Origin of the sequence: Enterobacter cloacae complex sp. SHL021 (genome assembly GCF_049237765.1) — a bacterium.
GTDB classification, from domain to species: Bacteria; Pseudomonadota; Gammaproteobacteria; order Enterobacterales; family Enterobacteriaceae; genus Enterobacter; species Enterobacter cloacae.
Genome location: NZ_JBMKJG010000025.1, coordinates 31,225 through 47,425, shown reverse-complemented (window position 1 = coordinate 47,425; position 16,201 = coordinate 31,225). Strand labels below are relative to the sequence as shown.

Sequence of the window (16,201 nt, the reverse complement as noted above, 5' to 3'; positions counted from 1 at the left end):
AGGGTGAGGGGAGAATTTACTCCGCCTGCTGTTTCTTCGCTGCGCGCTTCGCTTTGGTCGCAGCAGCAATTTTCTGTGTTTTCGCGGACGGCTTTTTCGCCTTGCGAGCCTCTTTCTTCGCCGCTTTTGGCTTCTGCTTTTTCTCACCGCGGAAGGCGCTGTCTGGCTCGAAGTTCACTTTCTTACCCGCCTGACGACGTTTGCCGCTCGCGTTGCCGTTACCGCCTTTTTTCGCCTTCTCACGCGCGGTTTTACCTACGTTGCGCGGCGCGCGCTCGCTGGAGATCAGACTGAAGTCAATCTTACGCTCGTCCATGTTGACGGCTTCGACTTTGACTTCCACCCGGTCGCCAAGGCGATAGGTCTGTCCACCCGATTCACCAATCAGGCGCTGTCCAACCTGGTCGAAACGATAATAGTCGTTATCGAGGCTGGAGACATGCACCAGACCGTCGATAAACAGCTCGTCAAGGCGAACAAAGAAACCAAACCCGGTCACGCTGGCGATAACACCTTTGAAAATGTTACCGACCTGATCCAGCATAAAGTCGCATTTCAGCCAGTCAGAGACTTCGCGCGTCGCTTCATCGGCACGGCGTTCGGTCATGGAACAGTGCTGGCCAAGCTGCAGCATCTCTTCCATTGAATAGTGGTACCCGCCGGTTTCAGTCGTGTTCCCTTTATGGCCCTGCTCCTGCGCCAGCAGATACTTGATCGCACGGTGCAAAGACAGGTCCGGATAACGGCGGATCGGCGATGTAAAGTGCGCGTAAGACTGCAGCGCCAGACCGAAGTGACCACGGTTTTCCGGGTCGTAAATCGCCTGCTTCATGGAGCGCAGCAGCATAGTCTGCAGCATTTCTGCATCCGGACGATCGCCAATGGATTCCAGCAGCTCAGCATAATCGCGCGGCTCTGGCTTGTTACCGCCAGGCAGCTCCAGACCGAGTTCAGCCAGTACGGAGCGGAACGCGGTAATGGCTTCCGTCGACGGTTTATCGTGGATACGGAACAGCGCCGGCTCTTTAGCTTTCTCGACAAAACGGGCCGCCGAGATGTTCGCCAGGATCATACACTCTTCGATCAGCTTATGCGCATCGTTACGCTGGGTCTGTTCAATACGCTCAATGCGGCGTTCAGCGTTGAAAATGAACTTCGCCTCTTCGCTCTCAAACGAGATCCCGCCACGCTCTTCGCGCGCCTGATCCAGCGTTTTGTAGAGGTTATGCAACTCTTCGATGTGCTTCACCAGCGGCGCATACTGTTCACGCAGGTCCTGATCGCCCTGCAGCATATGCCAGACCTTGGTGTAGGTCAGACGCGCATGGGAGCTCATTACCGCTTCGTAGAATTTATAACCGGTTAAGCGACCTTTACTGGAGATGGTCATCTCGCAAACCATACACAGGCGATCAACCTGCGGGTTCAGGGAACAGAGGCCGTTGGAAAGCACTTCCGGCAGCATCGGTATCACCTGAGACGGGAAGTAAACCGACGTACCACGGCTGCGCGCTTCGCTATCGAGCGGCGTATGGGGACGAACGTAATAGCTCACGTCGGCGATAGCAACCCACAGACGCCAGCCGCCGCCACGTTTTTTCTCGCAGTATACGGCGTCATCGAAGTCGCGGGCATCTTCACCATCAATGGTGACCAGCGGCAAACTGCGGAGATCCACGCGTCCCGCTTTGGACTCTTCCGGCACCTCTTCCTTCAGACCCACAATCTGCTCTTCAACCGCTTTTGGCCAGATGTAAGGGATCTCATGCGTACGCAGGGCCATATCAACAGCCATGCCGGTACCCATGTTATCGCCCAGCACCTCGACGATTTTACCTACCGCTTTGGTGCGACGCGTTGGACGCTGAATAAGCTCCACTACTACCACAAAGCCCATGCGCGCGCCCATCACCTCTTCAGGCGGGATCAGGATATCGAAGCTCAGACGGCTGTCATCCGGTACCACAAAGCCTACACCGGCATCGGTAAAGTAGCGGCCAACGATCTGGCTGGTTTTTGGCACCAGCACGCGAACCACGCGTGCTTCGCGACGGCCTTTACGATCGGCACCCAGCGGCTGCGCCAGGATCTGGTCGCCGTGAATACACATCTTCATCTGTTCGGATGAGAGGTAGAGGTCGTCTTTGCGGCCCTCTACGCGCAAAAAACCGTAACCGTCGCGGTGACCAATGACGGTCCCTTTCAACAGGTCGAGGCGTTCTGGCAGCGCATAGCACTGGCGGCGGGTAAAGACCAGTTGCCCGTCGCGCTCCATGGCGCGCAGGCGGCGGCGAAGGGCTTCAGTTTGCTCTTCACCTTCAATGTTTAATTCAACAGCAAGTTCTTCACGATTGGCGGGTTTTTCGCGTTTTGTTAAGTGTTCAATGATGAACTCGCGGCTGGGGATAGGATTCGCGTATTTTTCAGCTTCGCGTTCCTGGAAAGGATCATGTGACATATCGGTTCCTCCGTTGTCAGCTCCGGTGGAAATTTTCTTCATTCCACCAGCAATAATTTATAAAGCGGTTGATTCTCTTCAACCAAATCGGCCAGCGTGTAGTTATCCAGTTCCTTAAGAAAACTTTGCACGGCCAGAGAAAGCGCCTGTTTCAGGCGACAAGCGGGTGTAATGTGGCAGAACTCACTGCTGCAGTTCACCAGAGACAAAGGCTCCAGTTCACGCACCACATCCCCAATACGAATACTTTGCGCCGGTTTACCGAGACGGATCCCACCATTTTTCCCGCGGACGGCAGCAACGTATCCGGCACGACTAAGTTGATTGATTATTTTGACCATATGATTACGGGACACGCCGTAGACCTCTGTCACTTCAGAGATACTGGTCATTTTCCCATCGGGTAACGACGCCATGTAGATTAGCGCGCGTAAGCCGTAATCGGTGAAACTTGTTAACTGCACATCAACCTCAGGAAAAAAGGGAAAACGCGGTAAAACCGCAGAGATATTCATTAATGATGATAAACCAGCCAGATAGTTAGGGGCTAATTTATTTGACAGACGGGGCGAAAAAGCGGATATCCAGGAGCGGTCGCCGGATGGCGCTACGCTTATCCGGCCTACGGGTTTCCCCGCAGGCCAGCAGTCACGAAGATTATGCGTCGAACGGGTCGCGCAGGATCATCGTTTCAGTACGATCCGGGCCGGTAGAGATAATGTCGATCGGCACTTCGGTCAGTTCTTCAATGCGCTTGATGTAATCCAGCGCTGCCTGTGGCAGGCCGCTACGCTCTTTCACACCGAAAGTGGTCTCAGACCAGCCTGGCATGGTTTCGTAGATTGGCTCGATACCTTCCCAGTCGTCAGCAGCCAGCGGAGTGGTGGTCACTTCACGGCCATCTGGCATGCGGTAGCCGACGCAGATTTTCACCTCTTTCAGGCCGTCCAGGACGTCCAGTTTGGTCAGGCAGAAGCCAGACAGGGAGTTGATCTGCACTGCACGACGCACAGCCACTGCATCCAGCCAGCCGGTACGACGACGACGACCGGTGGTCGCGCCAAACTCGTTACCTTGCTTGCACAGGAACTCGCCGGTTTCATCAAACAGCTCGGTCGGGAATGGACCCGCACCTACGCGAGTGGAGTACGCTTTGATGATGCCCAGAACGTAATCCACATAACGTGGACCCAGGCCAGAGCCGGTCGCCACGCCACCTGCGGTGGTGTTAGAGGAGGTTACGTACGGATAGGTACCGTGGTCGATATCCAGCAGCGTACCCTGCGCACCTTCGAACATGACGAAATCGCCACGCTTGCGCGCCTGGTCCAGCAGATCGGACACATCAACTACCATGCCGGTCAGAATGTCAGCAATCGCCATGACGTCATCCAGCACTTTCTGGTAGTCAACAGCGTCTGCTTTGTAGAAGTTCACCAGCTGGAAGTTGTGATATTCCATCACTTCTTTCAGTTTTTCAGCGAAGGTGGCTTTATCGAACAGGTCGCCCACGCGCAGACCGCGACGAGCCACTTTGTCTTCATAAGCCGGGCCGATACCACGACCGGTGGTGCCGATCGCTTTCGCGCCACGCGCTTTTTCACGCGCAACGTCCAGCGCCACGTGATAATCAAGGATCAGCGGGCAGGCTTCGGAGAGCAGCAGACGCTCGCGAACCGGGATACCACGGTCTTCCAGACCTTTCATCTCTTTCATCAGCGCAGCCGGAGACAGCACTACGCCGTTACCGATGATGCTGGTGACGTTTTCGCGGAGAATGCCTGATGGAATAAGATGGAGGACGGTTTTTTCACCGTTGATTACGAGAGTATGGCCTGCGTTGTGACCGCCCTGGTAGCGTACAACATATTTAGCCCGTTCAGTCAGAAGATCAACAATCTTCCCTTTACCTTCGTCACCCCATTGGGTGCCCAGTACGACGACGTTGTTACCCATTTTTTTCAAAATCACCGTTTGCTTAAAAATGGATTCTACCATCGCTTTTTCAGATATACAGCACTTTTTGACCCCAAAATATGCCAAAACCGATCACTTTTTGATCAGCCAATCGTTTTCCTCAACATGTAGTAGATAACAATGCCAGCAACCACAAGACCGCCGCCGAATCGGCGCAAAATATTATCCGGCAACTGGCTCAGGGTGGCGATCATGCGACGCCAGGCGCGCGGATAGAGCATCGGGCCCAGGCCTTCCAGGACTAAAACCAGCGCCAGTGCCAGCCAGATCGTTGAATTCATTTTTAATCCTTATAAAAGAAAACCACCGCTCCGTTAAGAGCGGTGGTTTGAATACTCAAACGAGACTAAGTTTATCGCGTTGCGTTAGTCGGCGTCTTCATATAACGGAAGAAATCGCTGTCCGGGCTGAGCACCATCACATCCTGGTTGCTCTGGAAGCTATTCTCGTAAGCACGCAGGCTACGGATAAAGGCGTAGAAGTCTGGATCCTGGCTAAACGCATCGGCGAACAGTTTCGCGGCTTCCGCATCACCTTCACCACGCAGGATACGGCCCTGACGCTCAGATTCCGCCAGCGTCTTGGTCACTTCGTAGTCCGCGGCTGCACGCAGTTTTTCCGCTTCTTCCTGACCCTGTGAACGGTGACGACGGGCTACCGCTTCACGCTCGGCGCGCATACGGTTGTAAATCGCCTCAGACACTTCCGCCGGCAGGTTGATCTGCTTAATACGCACATCCACCACTTCGATACCCAGCGCAGCCATACTGTTCGGGTTGATTACAGGCACTTTACCATTGGTTTCAGCCTGAACACGTTCCGCCGCTTTAGCAATTGCATCGTCCGCTGCTGGCGTTTCAACTTCGTCTTCCGTACCGGCGGTGCCGGAGTTCAGCGCATCGCGCACTTCCAGCGTCAGACGACCACGAGAGTCGGTCACGATGTCTTTCACATCCAGACGACCAATTTCAGAACGCAGACGGTCAGAGAATTTACGTTTCAACAGCACTTCCGCCTGAGAAACATCACCGCCGCCCGTTGCCAGGAAGTAACGGCTGAAATCACTGATACGCCACTTGATATAGGAGTCAACGATCAGGTCTTTCTTCTCTTTGGTCACGAAACGGTCGGCCTGGTTATCCATGGTCTGGATACGCGCATCAAGCGTCTTCACTGACTGGATAAAAGGAACCTTGAAGTGCAGACCCGGCTCATAAATCACCGGACGCTTGTCACTGTCACGGACGACGCTGCTGAACTGGAACTTAATCCCGCGCTCGCCCTCTTTCACCACAAAGATAGAGGTATAAAGTACGACCAGTACGATGACGATGATCGCAATAACTGACTTACGCATCCTTATTCCCCCTGACGCTGGTAGTCGTTACGCTGCGCGTTAGCACGGCGTTGGTCCATAATGTCACCATCGTTCGAAGAAGGCGTGGTTGTTGCGCTGGAGCTACCGGACGATGCAGGTGGCAGACGCAGCAGGTTATTCGCACCGCTGTTGTCTTTTGCTGCCGGTGCAGAACCGCCTTTCAGCATCTGATCCAGCGGCAGTACCATCAGGTTTCCACCTTTGCTGTCGTTAACCAGCACTTTACGTGTATGGCTCAGCACTTTTTCCATGGTTTCGATATAGAGACGCTCGCGGGTAATTTCCGGAGCCGCTTTATATTCCGGCAGGATTTTCGCGAAACGTGCCACTTCACCCTGCGCTTCCAGGATGGTCTGGGTCTTATACGCGCGTGCTTCTTCAAGAATACGCTGCGCCTGACCGTTAGCACGTGGCTGAACTTCGTTGGCGTACGCTTCCGCTTCACGGATGTACTGCTGTTCGTTCTCACGCGCGGCAATCGCGTCATCAAACGCGGCTTTCACCTCTTCCGGCGGACGAGCAGCCTGGAAGTTGACGTCCAGCAGGGTGATACCCATGTTGTACGGACGAATGGTCTCTTCCAGCTCACGCTGGGTATCGCTACGAATAACGGTACGACCTTCAGTCAGAATGCGGTCCATGGTGTATTTACCGATCACGCCACGCAAGGCGCTGTCGGTCGCCTGACGCAGGCTGTCATCGGCACTGGTCACGCTAAACAGATAACGTTCTGGGTCCGTAACACGATATTGCACGTTCATCTCAACGCGCACTACGTTCTCATCAGAGGTCAGCATCACGCCGGAAGCGGCCAGCTCACGCACCGACTCCACGTTCACAGCAGTGACGTCGTCAATGAAGGTCGGTTTCCAGTTCAGGCCCGGCTCAACCAGATGGCTGAACTTACCAAAACGGGTAACCACGCCGCGCTCGGCTTCTTTAATGGTGTAGAACCCGCTGGCAGCCCAGATGATGACCACGGCAGCGGCCACAATGCCCACGATGCGACCACCCATTTGCGGGCGCGGGCCCTGGGTAGAATTGCCACCCGAGCCAGACCCTTTTCCTCCACCAAGCCCACCAAGCTTCTTGCTTAGCTTGCGGAAGATATCATCCAGATCCGGCGGCCCCTGATCGCGACCACCTTTGTTGCCATTTCCCCCAGAGTTGCCGCCTTGATTATTGCTGCTTCCCCACGGGTCGCGGTCCTGTCCGTTATTACCGGGCTGATTCCACGCCATGTATATGCTCCATATTTGTTATGCAAGGGCGAATTATTCAGGCATCCCCTTTCCGATCAGACGATATAGTCGACCAGCGCAGGTTCTTGTTTACAGAGGCGACGCCAGTCAACGATCGGCATACGCACCTGCATCCCCACGCTGCCGTCATCCTCCATCCACTCTTTTTCTATCGCCTGAAGCTGATAAAACCGGCTGCGCAGCCTGCCTTCCTGTGGTGGCAGTCGCAGCGTGTGCTGGGCTACCTCACCGGAAAGACGTTCTGTCAAAGCCTGGAAAAGCAGTGGCACGCCAATACCGGTCTGGGCGGAAAGCCAGACCCGAATTGGTTTGTTCTCTTCATCACGATCGATACGCGGCTCAAAATCATCCAGCATGTCGATCTTGTTCATCACCAACAGCGTTGGGATCTCGTGGGCCTCGATCTCTTCGAGCACCACATTCACCGCGTCGATGTTTTCCTGCACGCGGACATCTGCAGCATCAATCACGTGCAGCAGCAGGGTCGCCTGACGCGTCTCCTGCAGGGTGGCTTTAAACGCGGCCACCAGATCATGCGGCAGGTGGCGGATAAACCCTACGGTATCCGCCAGCACGGTTTCACCCACATCCGCCACATCGATACGACGCAACGTTGGGTCCAGGGTCGCAAACAGCTGGTCTGCGGCATAGACCTGGGCCTCGGTAATCTGGTTAAACAGGGTGGATTTACCGGCGTTGGTATACCCCACCAGCGACACCGTCGGGATGTCGGCTTTCGTACGCGCCCGACGTCCCTGCTCACGCTGTTTCTCGACTCTTTCCAGACGAGAGAGGATCTGGGTAATACGGCCGCGCAGCAAACGGCGGTCGGTTTCGAGCTGGGTTTCACCCGGACCGCGCAAACCAATCCCGCCTTTTTGTCGTTCAAGGTGGGTCCAGCCACGTACAAGACGCGTGGCCAGATGGCGCAGCTGCGCCAGCTCAACCTGCAGCTTACCCTCGTGGGTACGTGCACGCTGAGCAAAAATATCTAAAATCAACCCCGTGCGATCGATAACACGGCATTCGCAAAGCGCTTCCAGGTTACGCTCCTGAGCCGGAGACAGCGCATGATCAAACAACACGACTGACGCACCGGTTGCTTTTACGGCATCCGCAATTTCTACTGCTTTACCTTCACCAACAAAATACTTTGGGTGCGGCGCTTTACGGCTACCGGTAATCACCTGCATTGCTTCGACACCGGCGGAAGAGACCAGAGATTCAAACTCCTGGAGGTCTTCCATATCTTTGTCTTGCGAAAAATAGATGTGTACCAGCACCGCCTGCTCACCGGCATCATAACGGTCAAACAAGCGTAAAACCCTCTAAAAATATCAGCGGGGAACGCAGGATCCCTGGCTCCCCGTGTGGATAACAGTGCGAAACCTTATTCGGTCTCGTCGCTGTCCTGCGCAGGAGCAGAAGAACCCTGCGCGTTGCTGCCATGATGGTAGTTACTACCAGTGCCGCCGCCAGCGTTATTGCTGTGATGAGATACCGGACGGGACGGAACAACAGTAGAAATAGCGTGCTTGTAGACCATCTGGCTGACCGTGTTTTTCAACAGGATCACGAACTGATCGAAAGACTCAATCTGACCTTGCAGCTTAATACCATTCACCAAATAAATAGAAACTGGAACACGTTCCCGACGCAATGCGTTCAGGAACGGATCTTGTAAAGATTGCCCCTTAGCCATTCTATCTTTTCCTTATATGCTTGTTTTGTACTTAGAACCTTGCGATTCTGAAAAATTGCGCACGATACGTCTCAATTGTACACATTCAGTGAGCGATATCACCAATAACCTCAATCACTTCGTTTAGCGCCTGTTGCGGTTTTTCGCTGTCTAACCAGTGAACCCCTTCCCAACCGCGCAACCAGGTGATCTGGCGCTTCGCTAACTGTCTCGTGGCGCAAACACCTCTATAAACCATTTCATCATATGAAATCTCGCCTTCAAGATATGACCACATCTGGCGGTATCCCACACAACGAACGGAAGGCATGTCCGTATGCAAATCTCCACGGGCAAATAACGCCCGCACTTCTGCTTCAAAATCTGAAGCCAACATCTGATGAAAACGCTGCTCAATTCGTTGATGGAGCAGTTCACGGCTCGCCGGGGCGATAGCGAACTGATGCACCTGATACGGCAGAGCGTCTCCTGACGTTTGCGTCAGTTCCGTTAAAGTTTTACCCGAAATGAAAAAAACTTCCAGTGCCCGGGAAAGCCTTTGCGGATCATTTGGATGGATCCGTGCTGCGGCAACCGGGTCAATCTCTGCCAGTTGCTGATGCAAAACGTCCCATCCCTGCTCTGCCGCCTGCTGTTCAATTTTTGCTCTTATTTCAGGGTCCGCCGATGGCAGAGGAGAGAGCCCCTCCAGCAACGCCTTGAAATAGAGCATGGTGCCGCCAACCAACAGCGGTATACGTCCCGCCGCCGTTATCTCGGCCATCTCGGCTAAGGCATCGCGGCGAAAATCCGCTGCGGAGTAGGCCTGCGCCGGGTCGAGAATGTCCAGCAAACGATGCGGAGCCGCGCGCAGTTCGGCTGCGTCGGGCTTCGCCGTGCCAATGTCCATTCCTCGGTAGATGAGGGCAGAATCGACACTAATCAACTCTACGGGCAAAACTTTACGTAGCTCAATGGCTAACGCCGTTTTGCCGGAGGCCGTAGGGCCCATCAAAAAAATCGCCTTAGGCAGGCTCGCCTTACTGACATCAATCATCTTTAAGGGCAGTCATCGCCGTTTGTAAATCAACAGGTTGTAATAATCCACCCGGCGGTGCTTTCACCAGATGCGGGCAAAGGCGTTCCACCTCTGCCAGCACGCTAATCGCCTGTGCCATACTCCACGGCGTATGTTCGCTGGCCAAATGGCGGGCGATCCACTGCGCGGTGTTGGCGGCATCAAACGTTGTTTGTTGCGCCAGGTAGCCTATCAGTTCAGGAATCAAGTTTTGTAAATTTTGTTGGCGTAAGGGTAAAGGCACTGCGCGAATTGTCACATGCTGTGATTCCAGTACCATTTCAATCCCCATCTGCGCCAGTTGGGCCTCTGCGCGCTGCAGTACCCTTGTTTCTTCAGTGGATATTTTTAGTCGAACCGGGATCAAAAGCGGTTGCGCACAAGCCGCGTTTTCTCCCGGGGTCAGCTGCACCTGTTTTAGCCAGCGTTCAGCAACCGGCAGGGCCAGGAGCATGAGCTTGCCCTCGCGTTCGAGTAACGCCATATCCGGCGCAATAATCGTCAGCACCCGGCCAAAGCTCTGACTATGCCCTTCCAGCGAAGGCGCTTGTACCTCACTGTGCTCTTTACGCGTGACTGCGGGGGTTTCCAGCAGTTTACGGTACAACGCCCCCTGCTGCTTTTGATAGCCGGGCTGAGCGTTGGGATAGTTCGCACCGGTGGGTCGCGGCGCGCTTCCTGCCGACGAGAAACGTGGCGCTTCCGGTTCACGCGCGACAGCGGGCTCGGCAAAATGGTTACGCCCCGCCGCAACACGGTTTTCCGGTATTGGACGCGAAGCGGGCTCTTCTTTTTCCAGCGGCAGCGTGGGTTCAACCTGCTGCTGCAAAACGCTCAGCACGCCCTGATAGATGAAATCGTGCACCAGTCGCGACTGATGGAACCGAACTTCATGCTTGGCAGGATGGACGTTAACATCAACCTGATGCGGGTCGATTTCCAGATAAAGCACAAACGCAGGCTGCTGATCCGCGCCGAGCTTATCTTCACAGGCCTGACGAATGGCGTGGTTGATCAGACGGTCGCGCATCATGCGGCCGTTAACGTAGCAATACTGGATCTCCGCGAAGGCGGCGCTGCTGGCGTTCGGGTCGGCAACCCAACCGCGTAAGGCCAAATCACCGTGCTGCCATTCAATGGCCAGCGCCTGTTCCAGAAACGGCGTACCGCAGATTGCCCCCAGACGACGCTCTTTCTGCCCGCCCTCCGCTACTGCGCGGTACTGGCGCATCACCTTGCCGTTGTGGCTGAGGTTGATGGTGACATCGAAACGCGCCAGCGCGATACGGCGGATAATCTCATCGATATGACCGAATTCGGTCTTCTCGGTGCGCATAAACTTACGGCGGGCGGGAGTGTTGTAGAAGAGATCCAATACTTCGAGCGTCGTGCCAACAGGATGCGCCGCAGGTTTAATCGTGACGTCCATATCGCGCCCTTCGGCATAGGCCTGCCAGGCTTCCTGCTGTTCGGCCGTACGGGAGGTTAGCGTTAAACGGGAAACCGAGCTGATACTGGCCAGCGCCTCGCCGCGAAACCCGAGGCTGATGATCGCTTCCAGGTCGTCCAGAGAGGCGATTTTACTGGTCGCGTGACGCGCCAGCGCCAGCGCCAGCTCCTCTTTTTTGATACCGCACCCGTTGTCCCGAATGCGAATCAGCTTTGCGCCACCACGTTCGATATCAATATCGATGCGGGTAGCTCCCGCATCAAGACTGTTTTCGACCAGCTCCTTCACCACCGACGCAGGGCGCTCCACCACCTCACCGGCGGCGATTTGGTTCGCAAGCTGCGGCGGTAGAACCTGAATCGGCATGAATTCTCCTTAGTTGGTCGCGGTCATCTCACCCGGCAGCACGGCGCTGGCCGTCTGGGCTGCACCGCCCTGCGGCGCAGACTGCAGCGGATGAGCCTCAAAATATTTACGCAGACCGTTATAAATCGCTTCGGCAATTTGCTGCTGATAGCTGTCGCTGCCCAGCAAACGCTCTTCGCTGTTATTACTGATGAAGCCCGTTTCCACGAGGATCGATGGAATGTCCGGCGAACGCAGAACCCCAAGGCTCGCATGCTCCGGACGGCGTTTATGCAATGCCCCGATGCCTTGCAGCTGATTCAGTACGTTGGTGGCGACATCATACCCGACGCGCTGAGAATGACCGAACTGTAAATCGAGCACCGCCTGGCTGAGATACGGGTCAGACTGGCTGTTGGCCAGCACATCGCCCGCACCACCCAACAGTTCGGACTGCTTCTCATGCTCTTCAAGCCAGTTAGCCATTTCACTGTTCGCCCGACGGTTTGACAGCACCCACACCGATGCCCCTGTGGCGTTACGGTTTGGCGCGGCATCCGCATGAATGGAGACCAGGAAGTTAGCATTTTGCTTACGCGCCACGTCTGAGCGTCCCATAACGGAGATAAAGTAATCGCCGTCACGGGTCAATACGCCTTTAAACATCGGGTCATCGTTCAACAGCGTCCGTAGCTTACGGGCAATGGCGATGGTCACGTTTTTCTCGCGCGTACCACCTGGACCAATTGCACCCGGATCCTGCCCGCCATGACCGGCATCAATGGCGATAATCACTTTATCACCGCTGACCACACGACGCGCGCTGGCCGCCGGGCGTGTCACGGTATTACTGCTGGTGACGCCGGTGATGCGATCGTTGTCGGTTTTAAACGGATTACGCGCAGGTTCAGACGGGCGCGGGGTGTAAACCGGCTCTTCCACCCGTTTCGCCACAACCGGCGGCGGTGGCGGTGGCGGAGGCGCATCGGCATTGATGGTAAAGACCACCGTATAATTCGCGCCGTTTTGCTGCTTCACCGCCCGCGTTTTACCCTTTTCGGTCAGATCGACCACCAGGCGCAATGACTGACTGTCTTTTGGCGTACCGGAACGAATACTTTTGACCAGGTTGTTACCGCTGAACTGCAAGGGCAACCCCTGGATCACACCCGTCTGTTTGATATCCAGCGCCACGCTGCGGCTGTCTGGTTGAGAAAAAGCATATTCAGGGTCGCCCATAAAACTGAACGTGATTCGGGCCTGGCTCTCCCCGTTAGACACCTGAATATCCGAGAGGCTTGCCGCACCAGCCTGCGCGCACAGCAGCACTGTGGCAGCCAATAACCAACCTTTAACGTGATTTATCATCCCGTCATCCCTACGCTCAACCGGCTAAACGCGCCAGTAAGGAACTGCCTGATGAGGAAACAGCACTGATGCGCGCCTCACGCCCTTGTGCCTGGTAATCTAAGTGAATTTCGACATCCGGGTCAGGCAACACACCCGCACCTTGTTGCGGCCACTCCACCAGGCAGATGGCATCATTGGCAAAATAATCACGGATCCCCATAAATTCCAGCTCCTCAGGATCCGCAAGTCGGTATAAATCGAAGTGATACACCATGAGATTTTCAAGAGTGTACGGTTCTACCAGCGTGTAGGTTGGGCTTTTCACATTCCCGTTATGGCCTAACGCCTGCAAAAAACCCCGGCTGAAGGTGGTTTTACCCGCACCTAAATCACCATAAAGATAAATGACAGTCGCCCCCTGACAGGCCTGCGCCACGCGCTTGCCGAGTTCTAAAGTGGCTTGTTCATCAGGTAAAGGAATCGCTCGATTAGTCATTTTCTACGTCAATCACATCCGGGTTAACAACACGCCGCAGCGTGCAAAAAAGATCGGTGGCCAGCATACCGCGTGTGCCATACCGTACAGCCAGGCTGTCAGCCGCCGCACCGTGAGCCACGCAGCCGGCACAGGCTGCATCATAAAGGGGAAGTTTCTGCCCGAGCAATGCGCCGATGATGCCTGAAAGCACATCGCCCATTCCGCCACTCGCCATGCCCGCATTTCCGGCATCAATAATGCCCAGTGCCTCATCGCTTGCGATGACGGTTCCCGCCCCTTTGAGAACGGCAACACCTCCGTAACGTTTTACCAGACGGCGAGCAGAAAGTAAGCGATCGCTTTCAATTTCTGCCACGCTGCAGTTAAGCAGCCGCGCGGCTTCGCCGGGGTGTGGCGTCAGGATGCGATTGTGACGCTTATCCGGGTTGATTGCCAGAAGGTTCAGCGCGTCGGCATCCCAGAGCATCGGTTTACGAAAATTCTCGACCTTTTGCAGCGCCTGCTTACCCCAGGGCTGTTGCCCGAGTCCCGGGCCAATCACCACCACATCCGCCCACTCAAGACTCTCTTCAAGGGTCTGCGGCGTAAGCTCATGCACCATCAGTTCCGGTCGGGCCGTAATAATGGTCGGGATATTTTCACTGCGCGTCAGCACCCGGACCAGCCCAGCACCGCTACGCAACGCAGCTTCCCCCGTCATCCGGATAGCGCCGGCCGTGCCGTGATCGCCGCCAATGATGACCAGCCTGCCGTGGTCGCCCTTGTGCGATGTTGGCCGACGCGGCGGCAGCCAGTGGCTAAGTTGAGTAGCATCAAAGCGGGAAAGGTGTGTCTCCTGCCCGGCAAGCCAGCTCTCCAGCCCCAGGGCGTTATGGTGCAACGAGCCCACCACATCCCTCGCTTTCCCGGTGAGTAACCCGGGCTTCAGGGCAATAAACGTGACGGTATGCGCGGCCTGGATCACCGCTCCTGGCGTCGCACCGGTTTCCGCCAACAGACCAGAGGGAATATCCAGTGCTGCCACCGGCGCGGTATGGGCATTGGCGCGCGCAATCAGAGCGGCTACGTTATCACGGGGCGCACTGCGTAACCCGGTGCCCAGCAGACCATCAACAATCAGATCAACATCCTCTGGCCAGACGATATCGGATGCATGAATCACTCCGCCTGCATTCAGCCAGGCTTCCCGCGCGGCGCTGGCTTCTTCCGGCAGCGGCTTATCGCTCTCCAGCGCCAGTAACGTAACGCGGAGACCTGCCGCAACCGCCAGCCGGGCGACAACGTAACCATCGCCGCCGTTATTGCCGTGTCCGCATAAAATGAGCCAGTGGCCGGATTGCGGATACGCACTACGAGCAATGTTGAATGCCGCCTCGCCCGCCCGTTGCATGAGCTCATAAAGGGTAATGCCAAGACTGTCTGCAGCCTCTTTTTCGGCGCGTCTGAGGTCATCCGCATGCCAGATGGAATGTGGTATACTTGCGGGGTTTTTCTTCACAGTATGGTCCGTCATGTCACAGCCCCTCGATCTCAATCAGTTAGCGCAAAAAATAAAACAGTGGGGTGCTGAACTGGGCTTCCAGAAGGTGGGGATCACCGACACCGATCTCTCCGCCAGCGAGCCAAAACTGCAGGCCTGGCTGGATAAACAATACCACGGCGAAATGGAGTGGATGGCGCGTCATGGCATGATGCGGGCCCGTCCACACGAGCTGTTGCCGGGTACGTTACGCGTTATCAGCGTACGCATGAATTATCTTCCCGCCAACGCGGCTTTTGCGCGTACGTTAAAAAATCCCTCTCTCGGTTACGTTAGCCGGTATGCCCTGGGGCGTGATTACCATAAGCTTCTGCGTAACCGACTAAAAAAACTCGGCGAAACTATTCAGCAGCACTGTGTTTCGCTGAATTTTAGACCGTTTGTCGACTCCGCGCCTGTTCTTGAGCGCCCTATCGCTGAAAAAGCCGGGCTTGGCTGGACTGGTAAGCACTCACTTATTCTGAGCCGCGACGCCGGATCGTTCTTTTTCCTTGGTGAACTGCTGATTGATTTACCGCTGCCGGTAGACGGCCCGGTAGAAGAAGGCTGTGGGCGCTGCGTAGCCTGTATGACTATCTGCCCGACGGGCGCTATCGTTGAGCCCTATACGGTGGATGCCCGACGCTGCATCTCTTACCTCACCATCGAACTGGAAGGGGCGATCCCTGAAGAATTCCGACCACTTATTGGCAATCGCATCTACGGCTGCGACGACTGCCAGTTAATTTGCCCGTGGAACCGCTATTCGCAGCTCACGGACGAAGAGGATTTTAGCCCGCGTAAGGCGCTGCATGCGCCACAGCTCATTGAACTGTTCGCCTGGAGTGAAGCCTGGTTCCTGAAAGTGACGGAAGGTTCGGCCATTCGCCGTATTGGCCATCTGCGCTGGCTGCGTAATGTCGCCGTTGCGCTGGGAAATGCCCCGTGGGATGAAGCGAATATCCGGGCGCTTGAGAGCCGTAGAGGTGAGCACCCACTTCTCGACGAACACATAGAATGGGCGATTGCGCAGCAAATCGAGAAGCGAAATGCCTGCGTGGTTGAGGTACAACCACCGCAAAAACAACGCCTGGTGAGAGTGATAGAAAAAGGGCTTCCGCGGGATGCGTGAACTATTCACAGCCTGTGAATAAAATTACAAACTCAAGCAGCATCAGGGCTGGAGATGAGGTCAAGTGATCTC

Annotated in this window: 14 protein-coding genes; 1 reads left to right on the top strand and 13 read right to left on the bottom strand. The window is 55.5% G+C overall.

Annotated elements, in window-relative coordinates:
- Positions 1-16: 16 nt before the first annotated feature.
- From rnr to nnr, 13 genes are all read right to left on the bottom strand, one after another.
- Complete coding sequence (rnr, locus tag ACOTZF_RS21070; RefSeq protein ID WP_129252826.1) at positions 17-2,458, bottom strand: ribonuclease R; 2,442 nt, start codon at positions 2,456-2,458, stop codon at positions 17-19.
- Positions 2,459-2,496: 38 nt separating this feature from the next.
- Positions 2,497-2,922, bottom strand: a complete 426-nt coding sequence (gene nsrR, locus ACOTZF_RS21065) for a nitric oxide-sensing transcriptional repressor NsrR (RefSeq protein ID WP_014830384.1) — start codon at positions 2,920-2,922, stop codon at positions 2,497-2,499.
- A gap of 193 nt (positions 2,923-3,115) precedes the next feature.
- Entirely contained in the window at positions 3,116-4,414 is a 1,299-nt protein-coding gene (locus ACOTZF_RS21060; protein WP_006178975.1) for an adenylosuccinate synthase, read from the bottom strand.
- Between the two features lie 104 nt (positions 4,415-4,518).
- Positions 4,519-4,716 carry a DUF2065 domain-containing protein gene (locus ACOTZF_RS21055; protein ID WP_013095291.1) on the bottom strand — a complete coding sequence of 66 codons (198 nt, stop codon included), beginning with the start codon at positions 4,714-4,716 and terminating at the stop codon, positions 4,519-4,521.
- Between the two features lie 71 nt (positions 4,717-4,787).
- Positions 4,788-5,792, bottom strand: a complete 1,005-nt coding sequence (hflC, locus tag ACOTZF_RS21050; protein ID WP_013095290.1) for a protease modulator HflC — start codon at positions 5,790-5,792, stop codon at positions 4,788-4,790.
- Positions 5,793-5,794: 2 nt separating this feature from the next.
- Positions 5,795-7,054: an FtsH protease activity modulator HflK gene (gene hflK, locus ACOTZF_RS21045; RefSeq protein ID WP_013095289.1), complete on the bottom strand. Its 1,260-nt coding sequence runs from the start codon at positions 7,052-7,054 to the stop codon at positions 5,795-5,797.
- A 56-nt stretch (positions 7,055-7,110) separates the two neighbouring features.
- Positions 7,111-8,391 carry a ribosome rescue GTPase HflX gene (gene hflX, locus ACOTZF_RS21040; RefSeq protein ID WP_013095288.1) on the bottom strand — a complete coding sequence of 427 codons (1,281 nt, stop codon included), beginning with the start codon at positions 8,389-8,391 and terminating at the stop codon, positions 7,111-7,113.
- 74 nt (positions 8,392-8,465) lie between these two features.
- The gene (gene hfq, locus ACOTZF_RS21035; protein ID WP_013095287.1) at positions 8,466-8,777 is read right to left on the bottom strand and encodes an RNA chaperone Hfq; all 312 of its coding nucleotides are present in this window, start codon (positions 8,775-8,777) and stop codon (positions 8,466-8,468) included.
- A gap of 85 nt (positions 8,778-8,862) precedes the next feature.
- Positions 8,863-9,813 (bottom strand): tRNA (adenosine(37)-N6)-dimethylallyltransferase MiaA, encoded by a 951-nt coding sequence (miaA, locus tag ACOTZF_RS21030; RefSeq protein WP_020688973.1) that lies wholly within the window; start codon positions 9,811-9,813, stop codon positions 8,863-8,865.
- Entirely contained in the window at positions 9,806-11,650 is a 1,845-nt protein-coding gene (mutL, locus tag ACOTZF_RS21025) for a DNA mismatch repair endonuclease MutL (RefSeq protein WP_013095285.1), read from the bottom strand. The genes miaA and mutL overlap by 8 nt, the downstream gene beginning before the upstream one ends.
- A 9-nt stretch (positions 11,651-11,659) precedes the next feature.
- A complete protein-coding gene (gene amiB, locus ACOTZF_RS21020; RefSeq protein WP_038984057.1) occupies positions 11,660-12,997 on the bottom strand; it encodes an N-acetylmuramoyl-L-alanine amidase AmiB in 1,338 nt (445 codons plus the stop codon).
- A gap of 16 nt (positions 12,998-13,013) precedes the next feature.
- Positions 13,014-13,475: a tRNA (adenosine(37)-N6)-threonylcarbamoyltransferase complex ATPase subunit type 1 TsaE gene (gene tsaE / locus ACOTZF_RS21015; protein WP_013095283.1), complete on the bottom strand. Its 462-nt coding sequence runs from the start codon at positions 13,473-13,475 to the stop codon at positions 13,014-13,016.
- Positions 13,468-14,991: a bifunctional ADP-dependent NAD(P)H-hydrate dehydratase/NAD(P)H-hydrate epimerase gene (gene nnr, locus ACOTZF_RS21010; protein ID WP_038984055.1), complete on the bottom strand. Its 1,524-nt coding sequence runs from the start codon at positions 14,989-14,991 to the stop codon at positions 13,468-13,470. Before nnr ends, tsaE begins: the two co-directional genes overlap by 8 nt.
- Here nnr and queG point away from each other — a divergent pair.
- Positions 14,990-16,129 (top strand): tRNA epoxyqueuosine(34) reductase QueG, encoded by a 1,140-nt coding sequence (gene queG / locus ACOTZF_RS21005; protein ID WP_013095281.1) that lies wholly within the window; start codon positions 14,990-14,992, stop codon positions 16,127-16,129. The two genes, nnr and queG, sit on opposite strands and share 2 nt — an antisense overlap.
- Positions 16,130-16,201 lie beyond the last annotated feature (72 nt).

Excerpts from the sequence above, each read along its gene's own strand:
- amiB (WP_038984057.1), bottom strand. The coding sequence starts at position 12,997 with ATGATAAATCACGTTAAAGGTTGGTTATTGGCTGCCACAGTGCTGCTG.
- ACOTZF_RS21060 (WP_006178975.1), bottom strand. The coding sequence starts at position 4,414 with ATGGGTAACAACGTCGTCGTACTGGGCACCCAATGGGGTGACGAAGGT.
- rnr (WP_129252826.1), bottom strand. The coding sequence starts at position 2,458 with ATGTCACATGATCCTTTCCAGGAACGCGAAGCTGAAAAATACGCGAAT.
- ACOTZF_RS21055 (WP_013095291.1), bottom strand. The coding sequence starts at position 4,716 with ATGAATTCAACGATCTGGCTGGCACTGGCGCTGGTTTTAGTCCTGGAA.
- mutL (WP_013095285.1), bottom strand. The coding sequence starts at position 11,650 with ATGCCGATTCAGGTTCTACCGCCGCAGCTTGCGAACCAAATCGCCGCC.
- miaA (WP_020688973.1), bottom strand. The coding sequence starts at position 9,813 with ATGATTGATGTCAGTAAGGCGAGCCTGCCTAAGGCGATTTTTTTGATG.
- nnr (WP_038984055.1), bottom strand. The coding sequence starts at position 14,991 with ATGACGGACCATACTGTGAAGAAAAACCCCGCAAGTATACCACATTCC.
- hfq (WP_013095287.1), bottom strand. The coding sequence starts at position 8,777 with ATGGCTAAGGGGCAATCTTTACAAGATCCGTTCCTGAACGCATTGCGT.
- hflC (WP_013095290.1), bottom strand. The coding sequence starts at position 5,792 with ATGCGTAAGTCAGTTATTGCGATCATCGTCATCGTACTGGTCGTACTT.
- hflK (WP_013095289.1), bottom strand. The coding sequence starts at position 7,054 with ATGGCGTGGAATCAGCCCGGTAATAACGGACAGGACCGCGACCCGTGG.
- queG (WP_013095281.1), top strand. The coding sequence starts at position 14,990 with ATGTCACAGCCCCTCGATCTCAATCAGTTAGCGCAAAAAATAAAACAG.
- tsaE (WP_013095283.1), bottom strand. The coding sequence starts at position 13,475 with ATGACTAATCGAGCGATTCCTTTACCTGATGAACAAGCCACTTTAGAA.